The sequence below is a fragment of the Curtobacterium sp. YR515 genome (assembly GCF_900113095.1).
Lineage (GTDB): Bacteria > Actinomycetota > Actinomycetes > Actinomycetales > Microbacteriaceae > Curtobacterium.
Genome location: NZ_FOOD01000003.1, coordinates 43,746 through 62,221, shown reverse-complemented (window position 1 = coordinate 62,221; position 18,476 = coordinate 43,746). Strand labels below are relative to the sequence as shown.

19 protein-coding genes are annotated in these 18,476 nt (G+C 73.3%); 11 read left to right on the top strand and 8 right to left on the bottom strand.

Annotated elements, in window-relative coordinates; genetic code table 11:
* Nucleotides 1-42 precede the first annotated feature (42 nt).
* Genes BM028_RS08440 through BM028_RS08430 form a run of 3 tightly spaced genes read right to left on the bottom strand, consistent with a single transcriptional unit; the run spans nt 43 to nt 3,601 of the window.
* Nucleotides 43-1,662 (bottom strand): type 2 periplasmic-binding domain-containing protein, encoded by a 1,620-nt coding sequence (locus BM028_RS08440; RefSeq protein ID WP_092385924.1) that lies wholly within the window; start codon nt 1,660-1,662, stop codon nt 43-45.
* A gap of 2 nt (nt 1,663-1,664) precedes the next feature.
* Nucleotides 1,665-2,591, bottom strand: a complete 927-nt coding sequence (locus BM028_RS08435) for a carbohydrate ABC transporter permease (RefSeq protein WP_175496031.1) — start codon at nt 2,589-2,591, stop codon at nt 1,665-1,667.
* A complete protein-coding gene (locus tag BM028_RS08430; protein ID WP_254789495.1) occupies nt 2,588-3,601 on the bottom strand; it encodes an ABC transporter permease in 1,014 nt (337 codons plus the stop codon). The genes BM028_RS08435 and BM028_RS08430 overlap by 4 nt, the downstream gene beginning before the upstream one ends.
* A gap of 157 nt (nt 3,602-3,758) precedes the next feature.
* Between BM028_RS08430 and BM028_RS08425 the strand changes: the two genes are divergently transcribed.
* The 5 genes from BM028_RS08425 to BM028_RS08405 all read left to right on the top strand — a co-directional run bounded on the left by BM028_RS08425 (nt 3,759) and on the right by BM028_RS08405 (nt 8,150).
* Complete coding sequence (locus BM028_RS08425; RefSeq protein ID WP_092385922.1) at nt 3,759-4,781, top strand: Gfo/Idh/MocA family protein; 1,023 nt, start codon at nt 3,759-3,761, stop codon at nt 4,779-4,781.
* Nucleotides 4,778-5,803, top strand: a complete 1,026-nt coding sequence (locus tag BM028_RS08420; protein ID WP_092385920.1) for a Gfo/Idh/MocA family protein — start codon at nt 4,778-4,780, stop codon at nt 5,801-5,803. The genes BM028_RS08425 and BM028_RS08420 overlap by 4 nt, the downstream gene beginning before the upstream one ends.
* A 154-nt stretch (nt 5,804-5,957) precedes the next feature.
* On the top strand, nt 5,958-6,695 hold the full coding sequence (locus BM028_RS08415) for a class I SAM-dependent methyltransferase (RefSeq protein WP_092385918.1): 738 nt from the start codon (nt 5,958-5,960) through the stop codon (nt 6,693-6,695).
* A 26-nt stretch (nt 6,696-6,721) separates the two neighbouring features.
* The gene (locus BM028_RS08410) at nt 6,722-7,729 is read left to right on the top strand and encodes a LacI family DNA-binding transcriptional regulator (RefSeq protein WP_092386582.1); all 1,008 of its coding nucleotides are present in this window, start codon (nt 6,722-6,724) and stop codon (nt 7,727-7,729) included.
* A 34-nt stretch (nt 7,730-7,763) separates the two neighbouring features.
* Nucleotides 7,764-8,150 carry a VOC family protein gene (locus tag BM028_RS08405; protein ID WP_071302846.1) on the top strand — a complete coding sequence of 129 codons (387 nt, stop codon included), beginning with the start codon at nt 7,764-7,766 and terminating at the stop codon, nt 8,148-8,150.
* 3 nt (nt 8,151-8,153) lie between these two features.
* Here BM028_RS08405 and BM028_RS08400 read toward each other — a convergent pair whose 3' ends face one another.
* Entirely contained in the window at nt 8,154-8,930 is a 777-nt protein-coding gene (locus BM028_RS08400; RefSeq protein WP_254789492.1) for an esterase/lipase family protein, read from the bottom strand.
* Nucleotides 8,927-9,700, bottom strand: a complete 774-nt coding sequence (locus BM028_RS08395; RefSeq protein WP_071296085.1) for an alpha/beta fold hydrolase — start codon at nt 9,698-9,700, stop codon at nt 8,927-8,929. Before BM028_RS08395 ends, BM028_RS08400 begins: the two co-directional genes overlap by 4 nt.
* An 89-nt stretch (nt 9,701-9,789) precedes the next feature.
* On the opposite strand from BM028_RS08395, the gene BM028_RS08390 reads away from it, so the two are divergent.
* From BM028_RS08390 to BM028_RS08380, 3 genes are all read left to right on the top strand, one after another.
* Nucleotides 9,790-10,332 carry a hypothetical protein gene (locus BM028_RS08390; RefSeq protein ID WP_092385915.1) on the top strand — a complete coding sequence of 181 codons (543 nt, stop codon included), beginning with the start codon at nt 9,790-9,792 and terminating at the stop codon, nt 10,330-10,332.
* A 16-nt stretch (nt 10,333-10,348) separates the two neighbouring features.
* Nucleotides 10,349-10,897: a dihydrofolate reductase family protein gene (locus BM028_RS08385; protein ID WP_070418076.1), complete on the top strand. Its 549-nt coding sequence runs from the start codon at nt 10,349-10,351 to the stop codon at nt 10,895-10,897.
* 61 nt (nt 10,898-10,958) lie between these two features.
* A complete protein-coding gene (locus tag BM028_RS08380) occupies nt 10,959-12,293 on the top strand; it encodes an NAD(P)/FAD-dependent oxidoreductase (RefSeq protein ID WP_229086779.1) in 1,335 nt (444 codons plus the stop codon).
* Nucleotides 12,294-12,504: 211 nt separating this feature from the next.
* Here the strand turns inward: BM028_RS08380 and BM028_RS08375 are convergent, their stop codons facing one another.
* Nucleotides 12,505-13,410, bottom strand: a complete 906-nt coding sequence (locus tag BM028_RS08375; protein ID WP_071296088.1) for an SDR family oxidoreductase — start codon at nt 13,408-13,410, stop codon at nt 12,505-12,507.
* Nucleotides 13,411-13,505: 95 nt separating this feature from the next.
* Between BM028_RS08375 and BM028_RS08370 the strand changes: the two genes are divergently transcribed.
* Together BM028_RS08370 and BM028_RS08365 are read left to right on the top strand one after the other, a co-directional pair.
* Nucleotides 13,506-14,078 (top strand): TetR/AcrR family transcriptional regulator, encoded by a 573-nt coding sequence (locus tag BM028_RS08370; protein ID WP_070418073.1) that lies wholly within the window; start codon nt 13,506-13,508, stop codon nt 14,076-14,078.
* 92 nt (nt 14,079-14,170) lie between these two features.
* Nucleotides 14,171-15,382, top strand: a complete 1,212-nt coding sequence (locus BM028_RS08365) for an acyltransferase family protein (protein WP_175496030.1) — start codon at nt 14,171-14,173, stop codon at nt 15,380-15,382.
* 156 nt (nt 15,383-15,538) lie between these two features.
* Here BM028_RS08365 and BM028_RS08360 read toward each other — a convergent pair whose 3' ends face one another.
* On the bottom strand, nt 15,539-16,291 hold the full coding sequence (locus tag BM028_RS08360) for a DUF4184 family protein (RefSeq protein ID WP_175496029.1): 753 nt from the start codon (nt 16,289-16,291) through the stop codon (nt 15,539-15,541).
* A 108-nt stretch (nt 16,292-16,399) separates the two neighbouring features.
* Here BM028_RS08360 and BM028_RS08355 point away from each other — a divergent pair, with 108 nt between their 5' ends.
* Complete coding sequence (locus BM028_RS08355; RefSeq protein ID WP_092385911.1) at nt 16,400-17,566, top strand: FAD-dependent oxidoreductase; 1,167 nt, start codon at nt 16,400-16,402, stop codon at nt 17,564-17,566.
* 19 nt (nt 17,567-17,585) lie between these two features.
* Here the strand turns inward: BM028_RS08355 and BM028_RS08350 are convergent, their stop codons facing one another.
* Nucleotides 17,586-18,455, bottom strand: a complete 870-nt coding sequence (locus BM028_RS08350) for a UbiA family prenyltransferase (RefSeq protein WP_092385909.1) — start codon at nt 18,453-18,455, stop codon at nt 17,586-17,588.
* Nucleotides 18,456-18,476: the final 21 nt, after the last annotated feature.

Below are 18,476 nucleotides of genomic sequence, written 5' to 3'. Positions count from 1 at the left end.
GGGGCGGGGCCGACCCGCGCCTCCCGTCCGTCAGCAGCCGCGTCAGGAGGCGCGCGCCTCCAGCGCCTGCTCGTACTCGCGGCGGATCGCGTCGCCGCCCCGGCGGCGCCAGTCGCGCACCGTCGCCCGCCACGACGAGACCGTCGCCCGCCCGAGCAGCACGTCGTTGATCGCGTTCGTCGCGAACGTGCCGACCGCCGGTCCCTTCGTCGAGTTCGTCGGCGAGTACAGGCCGTAGACGGGGTTCGGCAGTCCGCGGTCGAGCCAGGACGCCAGCGACTCGTACACGGTGTCGGTCATCGTCGGATTGCCCGCGTAGTAGAGCGGCAGCGGGCACTCGGTGAAGTACTGCAGCGGGAACTCGCCGAGCGCGGTCTCGCTGTTGCCGGTCTTCGTCAGGACCGGGGCGCCGTCGCGGTACTCGAAGTCGCGCCCCTCGATGCCGAACTTGCGGTAGGTCCAGGCCTCGGTGCCGAACGGCGACGCGCACCAGTTCAGGACCTCGAGGAGCATCCGCACCCGGGACTCGGAGCCCGCGGCCACGGACGTGATCGTGTTGTTCGGGTCACCCAACCAGGGCTTCGCAGCGCCTCCCGACGGTCCGACGAACGGGGCGATCGTCAGCTCGAACCCGGAGCCGGGCGTGGCCTGCTGCAGGAGTCCCGGGATCGCGCTGTACGTGTCGGACAGCATCAGCGCGGAGCCCTGCACGAACCAGACCTTGCCGTTGTAGGCCGTGACGCTGTCGGGGTGGACGAGGTCCTCGGCGATGAGCCGGCGCGACACGTCGAGGAGCTCCACGTACTCCTCGAGCTCGTACATGTGGGTGAGCCGCCCGCCCTGCTCCTGCCACTGGTTCGGCAGGCCGAGCATCGGCGCGAGGATGCTCGTCGGCACCGAGGCCAGGGCCCAGCGGTTCGCGTGCGGGTCGGAGACCTGCCGGCAGAGCTGCACGAACTCGTCGACGCTCGAGAACGACGGGTCGACGCCGAGCCGCTCGAAGCGGTCCTGGCGGCGGTGCAGCGCCTGCGAGGTCAGCGGCCCGCGGGGCACGGGGACGCCGTAGATGCCGCCGGAGAACACCGTCCCGCGCCACGACGCGGTCGGCAGGTTCGCCAGGTACGGGTAGTCGCGGACGCCGCTGCCGGAGAGGTACGGGCTGAGGTCGGCGGCCTTCGCCTCGAGGAACTGCGGCAGGTAGGAGAACGCCTGGTTGATCGTGAAGACGTCGCCGAGGGTGTCGCCCGCGACCTGGGTGGCGAACTTGTTGCCGAAGTCCGCGTTCGGGGTGATCGTCAGGTCGAGGTCGATCCCCATCCGCTCGTCGAGGCCCTGCCAGTACGGGTTGCTCCCCTTCGACGGCGGGACGGGCGAGTTGGTGGGCACGCTGCCGTGCACGGTCGAACCGTCGCCGGGCTTGCCCCTGGTGGGCACGAGCGTCGCCGGGATCTTCCGGAAGGCGCTCGGCATGAGCGGGCTCGTCTTCGGCAGGACGGGCTCGGGGCCGCCGGTCCACGGGACGTAGTCCGGCAGCTGGACGGCCTTGTTGATGGCCCGGACGTCGGTGGACCGGGTCACGGTCGAGCAGCTGGCCAGGAGGGTCGTGGCGGCGATCCCGAGTCCGCCCGCGACGAGCGCGCGGCGGCTGATGGAGGTGGTCATGGTCAGCCCTTCACCGCGCCGGTCAGGACACCCTTGGCGAAGTGCCGCTGCAGGAACGGGTAGACGATGAGGATCGGCACGATCGAGACGACGAGGATCGCCATCTGGATCGAGGCCTGCGGGGGCAGCGCGTCGGAGGACGTGCCGAGGTCGGCGCCGCCGAGCTGCGCGTTGTTGATGACGTAGGTGCGCAGCACGAGCTGGAGCGGCCACTTCGCGGTGTCGTTGATGTAGAGCAGCGCGTTGAAGAAGGCGTTCCAGTAGCCGACCGCGTAGAACAGGCCGATCACGGCGAGGACGGCCTTGGACAGTGGGAGCACGATCCGCCAGAAGACCTGGAAGTCGCCGGCACCGTCGATGCGGGCGGACTCGATGAGCTCCTTCGGGATCGCCATGAAGAACGACCGCATCACGATGACGTTGAACGCGCTGAGGGCCGTCGGGAGGATCAGGGCCCAGTACGAGTCGAGCAGCCCGAACTCCTTCACGACGAGGTAGTTCGGGATGAGCCCGGGCGCGAACAGCAGGCTGACCAGCACGAGGCTCAGGACGAACCCGGAGCCGTACGACCCCGGACGGCTCAGGGCGTAGGCGAGCATCGCGCTGACGAACAGGCTGATGAGCGTCCCGACGACGGTGATCCCGATGCTGACGAGCATCGCGCGGGTGACGACGCCGCCGGCGAAGATGCTCTGGTACGCGCCGAGGTCGAGTCCCTGCGGCCACATCACGAACCCGCCGGCGTCGTTCACCTGGGCGACGGGCGCGAGGCTGGTCGACACGATGCCGACGAACGGCAGGATGACGACGAGGCAGATCACGAGCAGGACGAACCCGGTGAGCAGCCGTCCGGGCAGCGGGGGCGCGTCCGGGCCACCGCGGCGGCGCTTCTTCGTCCGGGGGACGGTCACGGTGTGCGTGGCGGTCACTTCGCCTCCTTTTGGTAGACGCCCGCTTCGCCGAAGACGTGCGCGAGCTTGTTGGCGCCGAGGACGAGCAGGACGCCGACGACGCCCTTCACGAGCCCGACCGCTGCGGCGACGCCCCACTGCCCGCCGAGCACGCCGTTGTTGTAGACGTAGGTGTCGAGGACCTCGCTCGCGGCCCGGCCGACGGCCTGCTGCTGCAGGAGGATCTGCTCGAACCCGACGGTCAGGGAGTCGCCGAGCCGGAGGATGAGCAGCAGGATGATGATGCCGCGCATGCCGGGCAGCGTGACGTGCCAGAGCTGCCGCCAGCGACTCGCGCCGTCCATCTTCGCGGCCTCGTACAGGCTCGCGTCGATCTGGCTGAGGACCGCGAGGAACAGGATCGTCGCCCACCCGGTGTCCTTCCAGATCACCTGGCTGGTCAGCAGGGCGATGAACCCGTTCGGGTTGCCGAGGAAGTCGACCGCGTCACCGCCGGCCGCGCGGATGGCGTTGTTCACGAGCCCGGACCCGCCGACGATCTGCTGGAACACCGCGACCACGATCACCCACGACAGGAAGTGCGGCAGGTACAGCACCGACTGCACGACCTGCTTGATCCGCTCGGAGAGCAGCGAGTTGAGCATGAGCGCGAGGATGATCGGCGCCGGGAACACGAACACGACCTGCACGAGCGTGATGAGCAGCGTGTTGCCGAGGGCGCGGAGGAACTCGGGGTCGCCGTCGAAGATGACGGAGAAGTTCTCGACGCCGACCCAGGGGCTGCGGCCGAGCGGCACGAAGGGCAGGTACTCCTGGAACGCGATGAGGTTCCCGAGCAGCGGCAGGTAGTGGAACCCGAGCAGGAGCGCGACGCCGGGCAGGCCCATGAGCAGGAGGACGCGGTCACGGCGGATCCGCTGCCACGTGCTGCGCCGCCGGAGCCCGGGGTCGGGTGGTGGTGCCGCTCCCGGGTCGCGCTGTGCAGCGGTCCTCGTGCGGTCCGTCGCACGGTCGTCGAGCTTCGTCACTCGGTGGCCCCCTCCGTTGGATTCCTGGAGCGACCCTGGCGGTGACGGCAACCGTGCGGCAACCCGTTGCCAAACGTTTCCATCGTTGTAACGGTCCATCGGGACGAAGCCGGGTCGCATCGCCGCACCGCGTCCGGCGGACCTCTACGCTGGCTCCATGACGCTGCAGTCAGCACCCCGACCACGCCGGCGGATCGGACTCGTGGGCGCCGGCGGCATCGCGGTCGCGCACGTCCCCGGGCTCCTCCGCCTGGGCGACCTCGTCGTGCACTCGCAGGACGGTGCGCCCGCGCTCGCCGCCGCCTTCGCGGACGAGGCCCTACGGGTCGGCAGCACGATCACCGTCGCCGACTCGCTCGACGAGCTGCTCGCCGCGGTCGACGTCGTCGACGTGGTCGTCCCGACACCGGCCCACGCCACCGTCGTCCGCGCGGCACTCGCGGCGGGCAGGCACGTCGTCTCCGAGAAGCCCCTCGCACGCACCGACGCCGACGCCGACGACCTCGTCGCCCGGGCGGCGGACGCGGGCCTGCAGCTCTACCCGGCGCACGTCGTCCGCTGGTTCCCCGCGTACCGGCGCCTGCACGAGGCCGTCACCACGGGCCTCCTGGGCGACCTCGCCGTCCTGCGCTTCTCCCGCTCCGGGGCGTTCCCGACCCGAGTCGCGTGGTTCGGCGACCGGGCAGAGTCCGGCGGCATCGTGATGGACCAGATGATCCACGACCTCGACATCGCCCGCTGGGTCGCCGGTCCGGTCACCCGGGTGTCCGCCGTCACCGTCCGCACGGGCGACGACGAGCACCCGGTCGAGGCCGCGCACGTCCTCCTCACGCACGCGTCCGGCGCGATCAGCCACGTCGCCGGACTCTGGGGACCACCGCACCTGGCCTTCAGCACGGAGTACTCGGTGACCGGCACGCGCGGCAGCCTGTCGCACTCGTCCCTCGCCGAGGAGGACACTCGCGCCGACCTCGCGACCCCGACCGCCGTCGACGGGTTCCTGCCGTCCGTCGACCCCGCCGAGGACCCGTACGCCCTCGAGCTCGCGGACTTCGTCGCCGCGTTCGACGGCGGGCCGCTCCCCCGCGTCAGTGCGGCGGACGGTGCCGTCGCGGTGCGCCTCTCCAATGCCGCCCTGGCGTCGATCGAGTCCGGACAACCCGTGGAGGTGACGCTGTGACCCTCCGCGTCGGCGTCCTGTCCTTCGCCCACACGCACGCGATCGGGTACCTCTCGGCGCTCGCCGCGATGCCCGACGTCGAGGTGCGCGGGACGGACCCCGGCGGCGTCTCGACCGGCACGACCCTCGGCGAACTCCGGGGCGCTGACCTCACCGGAGCGCTCGGCGTCGACCACGCCGACACGGTCGACGACCTCCTCGCGTGGGGACCGGACGCCGTCGTGGTCACGAGCGAGAACGCGCGGCACCGCGAGTTCGTCGAACGGGCCGCCGCCGCCGGCGCACACGTGCTCTGCGAGAAGCCGCTCGCCACCTCGTGGGAGGACGGCCTCGCGATCCGCGACGCCGTGCAGCGCGCCGGGGTCACGCTGATGATGGCCTACCCGGTGCGGTTCGCGTCGGCGTTCGACCGGTTGCGGGCCACGCACGCGTCGGGTGCGCTCGGCACGGTGTTCTCGGTCCGTGGCGCGAACAACGGCATGCTGCCGCTCACGCGCGACTGGTTCACGGACCCGGCGCTGAGCGGCGGCGGCGCGATCGTCGACCACGTCGTGCACGTCGCCGACCTCGTCGACGGGCTGACCGGCGCGCGACCGGTGTCCGTCACCGCCGTCGCGAACCGCGTGCTGCACGCCGAGCGCGCACGGGCCGAGACGGCCGGGCTCGTGACGGTGACCTACGACACCGGGATGGTCGTCGCGATCGACTGCTCGTGGAGCCGCCCGGACACGGCGCCCGCGTGGGGCGGCCTGACGCTCGACGTCGCGGGGACGAGCGGCACGGTGTCGGTCGACTTCTTCGGCGCGGCGGCCAGGGGGCTCGACGCGGTCGGCGGCCGGCCGATCGAGCTGCGGTACGGGGCGGACCACGACGTGCCGATGCTGCGGACGTTCCTCGACGCGGTGCGGGACGGCGTGCAGCCCCAGCCCGACGTGCAGGTCGGGTTGCGGACGCTGTCGATCGTCCTCGCGGCACAGGAGTCGGTGCGGACAGGCAGGACGGTGCCCGTCCCGACGGCGTGAGCGACGCGTCGCCCGGCGACCCCACTGCGGACGGGAGGCGCGTGGCGGCCCCGACCCGCGCCTCCAGTCCGCCACACGGCCGGACGGGAGGCGCGCGACCGGCCCGACCCGCGCCTCCGGTCCGCCACCCGGCCGGTCGGGGCATGCTGGACGCATGACCCTCGAGCAGTACGCCAACTCGTTCGGAGCCGCTGCCGACGCCTACGAGCGCGGACGGCCGGGGTACCCGGACGCGGCGGTCGACTGGCTCCTGCCGGCGGACGCCCGACTCGTCGCCGACGTCGGCGCGGGGACCGGCAAGTTCACGCGGAGCCTCGTCGGACGCGCCGCCGAGGTCGTCGCCGTCGAACCGGACCCGGCGATGCGCGACCGGCTCACCGCGGTGCTGCCCGACGTGCGGGCGCTCGCGGGGACCGGCGAGTCGATCCCCCTCGCCGACGGGAGCGCCGACGCCGTGACCTTCGCGCAGGCGTGGCACTGGGTCGACCCGGTGCGGGGGTCGCAGGAGGTGGCCCGGGTCCTCCGCCCCGGCGGCGTGCTCGGTCTGGTGTGGAACGTCCGCGACGAGACCCGGCCCTGGTCCGCCCGGATCAGCGCGATCCTGGCCCAGCCCGAGTCGCGGGCGAGCGTCCAGAGCGCGCCGGTCGTCGGAGCACCGTTCGACGACGGCGCCGTCGAGCACGAGCGGTTCCCGTGGGTGCACGAGCAGGACCGGTCGGCGTTCCTCGACATGGTCGCCTCGCGCAGCTACGTCATCGTGCTGCCGCCGGACGAGCGCACCGCCCTCCTCGACCGGGTGCGGCGCGTGCTCGACGACGATCCGGAGACCGCCGGGAGCGCGACCGTCCCCGTCGGCTACACCACGTACGTGCACCGGTACGTGCGTCCCTGAGCCGCAGCCGCGCTACGCTCGTGGCGATGCGCGCGACCGTGCGGGACGTGGCTGCCCTCGCCGGGGTGTCGCCGAAGACCGTCTCCAACGTCATCAACGGCGGTGTCGTGGTGCGCCCGGAGACCCGCGCACGGGTCGAGCAGGCACTCACCGAGCTCGACTACGTGCCGAACCTGTCCGCCCGGGGTCTGCGCAACGGACGCTCGGGTGCGATCGCCCTGACGCTCCCCGAGATGGCCAGCGCCTACTCGGCCGAACTCGCGCAGTGGTTCGTCGAGCTCTCGCGGGAGCGCGGTTGGACCGTGCAGCTCGACCAGACCGCGAACGACCCCGCCCGCGAGCGGGACCTCGTCTCGCGTGCCCGAGCGCACCTCGTCGACGGGCTGATCCTCAACCCGGTGTCGCTCAGCGCGAGCGTCCTCGCCTCGACCGAGGGGCTGCCCCCGACCGTCGTCATCGGCGAGGTGGAGCCCGAGCACGTCGACCAGGTGCACGTCGACAGCCGTGCCGCGGCCGAGCAGGTGACGTCGTACCTCGTCGGACGGGGCCACCGTCGGATCGCGATCGTCGGTGCCGCCCGTGACGTCGAGGCCACCGCGACGAGCGAGCTGCGGGAGCGCGGGTACCTCGCCGGCCTCGCGGCAGCGGGCATCGGTGCGGACCCGGAGCTGCGGGTCCCGCTGCCGGCGTGGTCGACCAGTGCGGCGGCGTCGGCGTTCGCGGCGTGGCTCGACGAGCACCCGCTGCCCGACGCGGTGTTCGCGTTCACCGACTCGATCGCGTTCGGCGTGCTGCACGTCCTCGCCGCGCGTGGTGTGCGGGTCCCGGAGCAGGTGAGCGTGATCGGGTTCGACGACGTCGACGGGGCCGCGTACGCGATCCCCGCGCTGAGCACGGTGTCGTTCGACCGACGGGCGTTCGCGACGGCGGCGCTCGACCTGCTCACCCGGCGGATCGAGGACCGCGAGGCTCCGCCCGAGACCGTCGTGGTGCCGCACCGGATCGTCGAGCGCGCGAGCGTGGCCACGCGCTGACCGGGGCGGGCGGGTCCGGCGTACGCTCCGCCGCATGACCGCTGCTGACCCGTCGATGCCGACGCTCGCCGCCACCGTGCTGCAGTCGCCGGACCCCCTGGCGCTCGCCCGGTTCTACGGCGCGCTGACCGGCTGGACCGTCCACGAGGACGACCCGACCTGGGCCCGCATCCGCCCCGAGGACGGCCCGGGCCTCTCCGTGCAGTACGAACCCGCCTACGTGGCGCCCACGTGGCCCGGCACCGAGGACGCCCCCGGCATGCAGCTGCACCTCGACTTCCAGGTGGAGGACCTGCCGGCGGCGGTGACCAGGGCGGAGGGGCTCGGCGCTCGTCAGGCGGCGTTCCAGCCGCAGGAGGACGTCCGCGTGCTGCTCGACCCCGACGGACACCCGTTCTGCCTGTTCCTGCCGGGCGCCTAGGGCTCAGGCCGGGGTCGGGCCAGGCCGGGGCTCGGCCGTGCCCGGGTGGTCCGGATCCGCCGCTGCCAGCACCGCCGCACGCGTGCGCGGGTCGCCGAGGATGCGGAAGTGCCCGCCGACCGGGACCCGCACGTTCGTCGCTCCGGCGAGCGCACTGCCCTCGGGGATGAGCGTGTCGAAGACGCCGTACACGCTGGTGATCCGGGCGTTCGCGTCGAGCTCCCGTGCGAGGCCGGCGAGCACCGGGTCGCTCGACCGGAACGCCCGCAGGTGGCGGACGGGTGCGAGCCGCGCGTACCCGGAGCCCGCGAACGGCGTCGACACCGCCACCATGCGGTCGATCCGCGCGCGGTCGTCGAGGCGCGTCATCGCGTACTTCCCGATCAGCCCGCCCTTGCTGTGCGCGACGAGCAGGACGTCGCGGAGGTCGTGTTCGTCGAGGTAGGCGAGCACCTCCGCCGCGGACTCCGGCACCGGACGCAGGTTGTGCCGCAGCACCGGCAGCACGTGCACGGGGTGTCCGCGGTCGTGCAGGGCGTCCATGAGCGGACGCATGAAGTGCCAGGTCTCGTAGACGCCGGGCACGACGACGACGGGCTGGCCGTCGCCGCTCCGGTAGTCGTCGGCGGTCGTCGGCCCGAGGCTCCGCACCTGCCAGCGGATCGCGTACCACCAGTCGAGGACGGCCCACCGGGTGCGGCGGAGCAGGGAGACGTGGACGGGAGGCGCGGTGCGGTCCGTGCGCGTCCCGTCCGTCCCCGACGTGGTCGCGTCGGTCACCGCAGCCCCTCCAGGGTCTGCACGCGGCGGAACTCCCCCACGAGCCGCGCGAACGCCACCGGCTGGCGCTCCTGCACGTGGTGCGGCCCCGGCAGCTCGACGAACGCGCCGCGCGGGGCGGTGGCGGCGACCCGGGCGGACCAGTCGTGGCGCGCGATCGGGTCCTCGGTGCCACGGACGACCAGCACCGGCTGCGCGAGCTCGCCGACGGTGTCCTCGAGGCGGTAGCGGAGCATCGGTCGGAGTTCGGGCACGTACTGCCGCACGCTCCGCAGGTAGTCGGTCACGAGGACGGCGTTCATCCGGGCGCCCTCGACGAAGCCGTCCCGCCCGAGGTCGAGCGCCTGCGTGAGCAGCCGACGACGACCGGCGGCGATGACCGGGCCGACGAGCACGACCGAGGCGACGGCGTCCGGGTGCCGGCGGGCCGCCTCGGCGACGACCTGCGTCCCCATCGACTGCCCCACGAGCACGAGGTCCCCGGCCCCGCGGGACCGCACGGCGCGGACGACGAGGTCCCCGAGCTCCGTCATGGTGAGGCGCCGGCCGGCCGCCGGGAGCCCGCCGAAGCCCGGCAGGTCGACGCTCACGGTCCGGTGCGTCGCGGCGAGCGCCCGCTGCGACCGTGCGAACGACCGGTGCGACATCCCGATGCCGTGCACGAGCACGACGGTCGGGGCGAGGGCGTCGTGCACCCTGCCGGCCGGCGCGAGGGTGTGCAGGCGCACGGGGAGTCCGTCGATCCGGACGGTCTCGACTCTCGCGCGCACGATGCGAGGCTACGCGGACGGCGCTGTGCACAGTGACGCACCAGCGTCGTCATCGCCCGCACATAGGTGACCGGTCTGTACTCGTCCTCATGACCGAGCGCACCCCCGTGAACCCCGAGTCCCGCGAGTCCCGCGACGACGTGGACCCCGCAGCCCACCAGCCCACCACGCCGTACCCCGCCAGCCCGGCCGGCTGGGGCGCCGCACCGACGCCCACATCGACCGCGACGCTCGACGCCCCGGCGCCGGCGCCGGCGCCCGAGCACCCGTACGCGACACCGGCCCCTCCGGCGGGCTCGTGGAACCCGGGCGCCCCGAACGGCGCGACGCCCTGGTACGGCTCCGCGGCGACGCCCCGGCGCGGGCGCGGCCCGCGACCGCCGTGGTTCTGGCAGGTGCTGGCCGTCGGGGTCGGCCTCGCGGCACTGCTGGTCGGTGGCGGCATCGGCTTCGCCATCGGACACGCGATCGGCGGCGGCACGAGCCAGTCCACGACGCAGGTGCCGGGCACGAACGGCGGCACGAACCAGTTCCCCGGCGGCGGCACCGGACAGTTCCCGGGCAACGGCACGCAGGGCGGGACCGGGACCGGCACCGGATCGGACACGAGCGGTTCCTCCGCGAACGGCTGAGGGCTACGCTCCGACCATGCGCAAGGTCACCGCTGGACTCTTCACGTCGGTCGACGGCGTCGTGCAGGACCCGTACACCTTCCAGTACGACTCCTTCGACGACGAGCTCGGTGCGGGCATGGGCGCGTTCATGGCCCGCACCGACACCGTCCTCCTCGGCAGGAACAGCTACCTGGAGTGGTCCGAGTGGTGGCCCGCCCACCCCGACGACCCCTTCGGCCAGTGGATCAACCCGATCGAGAAGCACGTGGCGTCCACCACGCTCGGCGACGACCTGGCGTGGGAGAACAGCACCCGGATCACGGGCGACGTCCCGGAGTTCGTCCGCGGGCTGCAGCAGCGGGACGGCGCCGACATCGCGGTGTGCGGCAGCGTCACCCTCGTCCGCAGCCTGCTGTTCGCGGGGGTCCTCGACGAACTGCAGCTGATGGTGCACCCGGCGATCGCCGGCTCGGGCCGCAGGCTCTTCGAGCCGACCGACCCGCCCACGCGCCTGCGCTTGGTCGACAGCACCGTGACGAGCAAGGGCAACGTCGTGAGCACCTACGCACGGCTCGACGCCTGACGGAGGTGCGCAGCGCCTCCCGGCCGTCGAACGACTGTCCGAACCGCGCGTACCCTCGGTGGTGACCATCTCACCATCCGAGGAAGCCGGAGTCAGCATGCCCCAGGACACCCGCCCGCACGTCGTCATCGTCGGCGGTGGATTCGCCGGTGTCGCGGCCATGCGCGAGCTCGCCGACGCACCGGTGCGGGTCACCCTGGTCGACCGCCACGTCTACAACATGTTCCAGCCGCTCATGTACCAGGTGGCGACCGGTGGGCTGAACGCCGGCGACGTGACGTACTTCCTCCGGAGCCTCCGCGCGAAGCAGAGCAACGCCGAGTTCCGGCACGGGCTGCTCACCGGCATCGACCCGGTCGAGCGGGTCGCCGAGATGTCCGACGGCGAGCACCTGCACTACGACTGGCTGATCCTCGCGAACGGCGTGAACACGAGCTACTTCGGCACGCCCGGTGCGTACGAGTACGCCTACTCGATGTACTCCCGCTCGCAGGCGCTCCGCATCCGCGACGAGCTGTTCACCCGCCTCGAGGAAGCCGCCGCCAACCAGGGCCCCGACGAGATCAAGATCGTCATCGTGGGCGGTGGCGCGACCGGCGTGGAGATGGCCGGTGCGCTCGCCGAGCTCCGCGACCAGGCCCTCGTCGGCGCGTACCCGGAGATCGAGCGCGGCAACATCTCGATCACCCTCGTGCACCGCAGCGGCGAGCTCCTCAAGCCGTTCGCCCCGCGGCTGCGTCGGTACGCGGCCAAGGTCCTCCGCAAGCGCGGCGTGGTCCTGCGCCTCAACACCGGCGTCTCCGAGGTCAAGCCCGACGGTGTGATGACGGCCGAGGGCGAGTTCATCCCGGCGTCGCAGGTCATCTGGGCGACCGGTGTGGCCGCCCACAAGGAGGTCTCCGGCTGGGGCATGCCGCAGACCCACGGCGGGCGCATCCAGGTGAACGACGACCTCAGCGTGAAGGGCGTCGAGCGGATCTTCTCCGCCGGTGACATCGCCGCGCAGGACGACGCCCTCGCGCAGCTCGCCCAGCCGGCGCTGCAGGGCGGACGGCACTCGGCGCGGCAGATCGTGCGGCTCATGGCGGGCAAGCCGACCGAGCACTTCAAGTACTTCGACAAGGGCACGATGGCGACGATCGGCACGAACGCCGCGGTGGCCCAGCTCCGTGGCGGCATCACGATGGTCGGGCCCGTGGCCTGGGCGGCGTGGGTGGCCGTGCACATCGCGTCGCTGCTCGGCAACGGTAACCGGCTGTCGACGCTATCGCACTTCTTCGTGCGGTACCTCTGGTTCATGCGGAAGCGGGCGATCCCGATCGTCGGCGACGTCCGGCCCGTGCGGCCGAACGGCGACCGCGAGCCCGAGCCCTGGCAGATGCAGAAGGCGGAGTAGGCGCGCGGGCGCCGCGCGCCCCGCGGGGCGCGCCCCCGCGCCCCGCGCGCCCACTTGGTGAGCAGAAATGGTCGGTTCCGGAGACGGGACCCGACCATTTCTGCTCACCAAGGGCGCGGTGGTCCGGACCGGCGGCGGTGGTCCGGACCGGCGACGGCCTGGAGGCGCGGGGCGGGGCCGCCACGCGCCTCCAGGCCGACGGTGGGTCGCGCTACGCCACCCGCACGTCGGAGTAGGCGCCGGCGGCGATGTCCTCGAGCAGCCCCGGCCCGGTGGGCTCCCAGCCGAGGAGCTCGCGCGTGGCCTCGGACGTCGCCGACATCTCCATGCCGAAGAACTGCCCGATGAACCCGAAGTGCGACACCGCGTCGGCCGGGTCGACCGAGGTCACGGGCAGCCCGAGGGCGTCGCCGATGGCCTCGGCGATGGCCCGGGTCGGGATCGCGGTCTCGGCGACGGCGTGCAGCCTCGTGCCCGCGGGTGCGTGCTCGAGGCCGAGCCGGACGAGCCGAGCGGCATCGGTGACGTGCACGGCGGCCCAGCTGTTCGTGCCCTCGCCGATGTAGCCGGAGACGCCGGTGCGCTGTGCGGCGGCGACGATCGCGGCGATGAACCCGTGGTCGCCGGTGCCGTGCGTGGTCGGGCTGAAGCGGGCCGCGATGGTGCGCACGCCCTGGTCGACGAAGTCGAACCCGCGGTTCTCGCTGCCGCCGCGCATGCTGTCCGGGCCGACGAACGGGTTGGGGTCCGCCTCGGTCGAGGGGCGGCCCTGTGCGAGTCCGGCGACGCCCGAGGCGACGACGAACGGCCGGTCGGTGCCGACGAGCGCCTCGCCGATGGTCTCGACCGCGGCGCGTTCGCTGGCGTTCGTGGCGGCCGGGTTCGCCCAGTCGTGCTTGTTCGCGAGGTGCAGGACCCCCTCGGACGCGGCGGCCCCGCGGCGGATGGCGTCGAGGTCGTCGAGGTCACCGCGGACGACGGCGACGCCCTTCGCCTCGAGCGCGGCGGCCGACGAGTCGGAGCGGGCGAGGCCGGTGACGGTGTGTCCGGCGGCGAGGAGCTCGTCGACGGTGTGGGAGCCGATCCATCCGGAGGCCCCGGTGACGAACACGTGCATGTGCTTTCCCTTCGCAGGTGTCCACGGCGGTGATGTCATGAACTGACATCACCGTAGCACTCGATGTCAGTCGCTGTCATCAGTAGACTGCGGACATGGCGAGATGGCAACCCGGGACCCGTGAGCGACTGCAGGCCACGGCCCTGCAGCTCTTCGCGGAGCAGGGGTACGACGAGACGACGGTCGCCGAGATCGCCGCCGCGGCCGAGGTCACCGAGCGCACATTCTTCCGACACTTCGCCGACAAGCGCGAAGTGCTGTTCGCCGGGCAGGACGACTTCCTCGGCATGTTCACCACCCCGATCGAGGCCGCACCGGCCGGCACCCCGCCCTTCGACCTCGTCCGGCTCGCGCTCGACGCCAGCGGCGCGTTCTTCCCCGACGAGCGCCGCCCGTGGTCGCGCGCACGCCAGGGCATCATCGACGGCAACCCCGCGCTCGGCGAACGGGAGCTCGGCAAGCTCGCGACCCTGAAGGTCCGACTGGGTGAGGTCCTGCGCGACCGCGGCGTGCCGGAGCCCGCCGCGACCATCGCCGCCGAGACCGCCGTCACCGTGTTCCACCTGTCGTTCGCGCAGTGGATCGCCGACGACGAGGACCGCCCGTTCGCCACGATCGCCCACGAACGACTCGACGCCCTGACGACCCTGGTGCACCCCGGTCGTTGAGACGGCTCTTACCTTCCGCGAGCATCATGTAACGATCCGGTCACGGCCCGACGGCCCGTGACCCCATCGACAGCATCGCGCAGGAGGCGTCCGTGGCCATCACCACGACCTCGCCGGAGCGGACCCGCACGACATCCGCACCGGCCGACACCGACGGCAGGCACGCACGACCGACGCCCCCGCCGCCGCTCACGAACCGTGCTCCGGCGCTCGACGGGCTCCGGACGGTCGCGATCCTCATCGTGATCCTCTACCACCTGCACGTGCCGCAGTTCGAGGGTGGGTTCATCGGCGTGACGGTGTTCTTCGTGCTCTCCGGGTTCCTCATCTCGACGCTGCTCCTCGGCGAGCACCGCCGCACCGGGCGCATCCGGCTCGGCTCGTTCTGGACGAAGCGGCTCCTCCGCCTCTACCCGGCACTGCTCGCGCTCGTCATCGTCGGCCTCGCGCTGTGGAACTGGGTCGGCGACTACAAGGGCGCCTCGTTCTCCCCCGGCGAGGCGGCGTTCATCGCGCTGAGCTACACCGGCAACCTCTTCCGCTCGTACTGGGACACCACGCAGGGCGTCTTCGCGCACACGTGGAGCCTGTCGATGGAGGAGCAGTTCTACCTCGTCTGGCCGCCGGTCCTCGTGCTCCTGTTCGCACTGCGGTCGCGTCGGCGCTGGCTGATGACCGGGCTCGGCGTCGTGATCGTCGGTGCCGCAGCGGCATCGTGGCTGAGCTACCGGACGCCGAACAGCGGCGCGACCCCGGACGTGTACTTCTCCCCCGTGCTCGGCGTCGTGCCGCTGGCGACCGGGTGCCTGCTCGCACTGCTCCTCGACGACGAGCGCTTCCGGACGTGGGCCTCCGGGATCCCCGGACACGTCGGCACCTGGCTCGGCATCGGGCTGCTCGCCGCGGTGCAGTTCTGGATCGACGACGACTGGACGCAGCACGCCTGGTCGTTCGGCGTCGTGCTCCCGGTGACCGGGCTGATCTCGGCGCTGCTCATCGGTGGCCTGGTGTCGGTGCGGTCCCCGCTGTCGGCCGCGCTCGCGTGGACGCCCGTGTCGTGGTTCGGTCGTCGCGTGTCGTACTCGGCGTACCTCTGGCACCCCGTGGTCATCGCGCTGCTCGGCACGTTCGCGATCGGGGCGTGGGGCACGGTGTGGCTCGTGGGGGCGGCGCTGCTGGTGGCAGTCGGGGCGGCCTACGCGGTCGAGGTGCCGGTCGAGCGGTTGCGGAAGCGGTTCCGTGAAGCCCGACGGCTGGTCGCCGCGGATCGGTCCGCGCGCGAGACGGCGGACGCGACCGCCTGACGGACGGGAGGCGCGGGTCGGCCCCGCACCGCGCCTCCCGACCCGCGGTCTGCCGGACGCGACACGACCGACGGCGCGTGCACCGCGCCTCCCGACCCGCGGCCTGCCGGACGCGACACGACCGACGGCGGCTGCACCGCGCCTCCGGGGTCCGCGTCAGCGGGTGCGACGGCTGCGTCCGACCAGCAGTCCGACCGCGCCGACCACGAGCACCAGCGCGACGACCACCGGCAACCGGAAGGCGAGCTCGGTGACGATCCCGGCGACGCCACCGCCGCCGAGCAGCACCCGACCGGCGATCCCGAGCACGGCGAGGACGACGATCGCGCCCGAGGCCACCACGACCGCGGCCTCCGACCGAGCGACCGGTGGCATCCGACGCGGTGTGCTCCGTCGCCACCACACCACGGCCGCGACGACGAGCCCGAGCAACCCGAGCACGCTCGAACCGTCCTGCACGCCGGCCCAGACCGGGTAGGCCGCCGGACCCTCGCGGAGGAACGGGATCGCCTGCACCGCCCACCCGGCCTCGTGCGAGAACGCGTCCCACACGACGTGCGTCACGCTCCCGACGAGACAGGCGACGACGATCGCGACCGCCCGGCGGACCGGCCGGTCCCCGGCACGCGGAGGGGCCGACCAGCTCGCCGGCAGCCGCTCGCGGACGCCGGGCACCGCCTCCGCCCACGCCGGCCGCACCAGGTACCACCAGGCCACGAGGACGACCAGCGCGACCACCAGGTCGATCGTCACGACGCCCACCCACGAGTGCGCCACGACGTAGGGCGGCAGGAACGGCGCGAACAGGACCGCGTCCGGCGCCATGGCTCCGACGGCGACCGCCGCGACGGGCAGCGGGGTGCGGCGGGCGGCCAGGGCGACGACCGCGTGGCTGACGGTGAAGGGCACGACCCCAGCATCGCGGACGGCCCCGGTGGAGCGCTTCGGTCGAGCGGATGACCCCGGGGCGCCGATCGGCTGGGTGGGCGCTGCGTCGACCGTCCGTAGGCTCGGGCCGTGACCACGGAGCGCGTCGACGTCCTCGTCGTCGGCGGTGGGCCCGTCGGCCTCTTCGCCGCGGCGCTCCTCGCGGCCCGCGGGCTCGAGGTCGTGGTGTGGGAACGGCGCGAGGGTGTGCCGACGGGCTCTCGCGCGATCGGGATCCACCCGCCGTCCCTCGACGCGTTCGCGGCGATCGGGCTGGACGGGCCGGTCCTCGCGGAGGCCGTCCGGGTCCGCCGCGGGGTCGCGCGCAGCCGTGGCCGGGAGCTCGGCGCCCTGACGTTCGACCACGCGTCGGCCACGCACCCGTACGTCGCGACGCTCGACCAGCACCGGACCGAGGCCCTGCTGCGGGAACGGCTCGCCGTGGCAGCGCCGGGCGCGCTCCGGACCGGCACGGTGCTCTCGGCGCTCGAGCGGCACCCGGACCACGTCGACGCGGTCGGGACCGGCCCCGGCGGCGCGGTGGCCGTGCGGGCCCGGTTCGTCATCGGGGCGGACGGCTCGCGGAGCACCGTGCGGGACCTGCTCGGCATCGCCACCACCGGTCGCGACTACCCGGACCGCTACGCGATGGGGGACTTCGCCGACGTCGAGGACTCCGCTGCCCGGACGGACGCGCTCGTCGACGTCGGACCGGCCGGTGTGGTCGAGTCCTTCCCGTTGCCCGGCGACCGTCGTCGGTACGTCGTGCTCCTGGCGTCGTCGGACGATCCGTCGCCGAGTGCGGCGGACCTCGCGGCGATCGTGGCGGCACGCACCGGTGTCCGGCCGGACCCGACGTCCTGCAGCATGCGCAGCGGCTTCGGTGTCCGACGCCGGGAGGCCGAGCGGGTCGGCGTCGGCCGTGTCGTCCTCGCCGGGGACGCGGCGCACGAGATCAGCCCGATCGGCGGGCAGGGCATGAACCTCGGGTGGCTCGACGCGGCCGAGCTCGCGCCGCTCCTCGTGGAGGCGGTCGCATCGGGCAGCGCCGGCCCGTGGCCGGAGTACGCGCGGCGGCGGCAGGCGGTCGCGCGGCGGGCGGCGCGGCAGGCGGAGGTGAACATGGCGCTCGGACGTCCGTTCGGCCGTCCGCTCGGCAGGGTGGGGGCGGCCGGACGGGAGGCGCTGCTCCGGACGGTCCTGTCCCTCCCGACCGCGGATGCGCTGGCCGGTGTGTACGCGATGCGGTGGGCGTGACGGGTCGCGGGGGCGCCGGTCAGGCGACCAGGCGGGCGCCGGCGAGGCCGAGCTCGACGACGAGCACGAGCGACGACGCGATGACGAGCCGGAACAGCACCCGCGATGCCCACCCGGCCAGCACGCGCCGCACCCCGACCCCGGCGAGCGCGACGACCACGACGGTCCCGAGCACCGCGAGCACCACCCCCACGCCCCGGACCGGATCGTCCCCGAGCACCTGACCACCGAGCACGAGCAGCGCCGCCACGACGAGCGACCCGAACGCCGTGACGCCCGCGCCCCGGAGCCCGAGCCGTTGCGGGAACCCCCGGACCCCGGTGGCCGCGTCGTCGACCAGGTCCGGCAACACGTTCGTGCAGTGGATCGCGACGCCGAACACCGCCCCCGTCGCGATCGCCCACCACGCCGGCCAGTCGCCGTCCGGCCCGGCCGAGACCGCCACGACCGGGAGCAGCCCGAACGCGACCACGAACGGCACGACGGACCAGACCGTGCGCTTGAGCCCCGCGTCGTACCCCCACCCCGCGGCCACGAGCACGAGGTGCGCGACGGCGGCGACCGGCCCGAGCAACACCGACAGGACGACGGACGCCCCGGCGGTGCCGATCGCCGCGCCACGGACGGTGCCGACGGCGATCGACCCCTGCGCCACGGGCTTGTCCGACCTGCCGACGGCACGGTCGCGATCGGCGTCGATCCAGTCGTTCGCGAGCCCGATCGAGAGCTGCCCGGCGACGACGGTCAGGGCGACGAGGACGACCGTCCACCACGCGTGCCCGACCGCCACGGCGATGACCGTCGCGAGCACGGTCACGGTGACGGTGGGCCCCGGGTGCGACGACGCGAACAGCAACCGTGCGGTCGAGGGTCGGCGTGGCCGGGTCACAGGTGCCAGCGTACGTCCGGC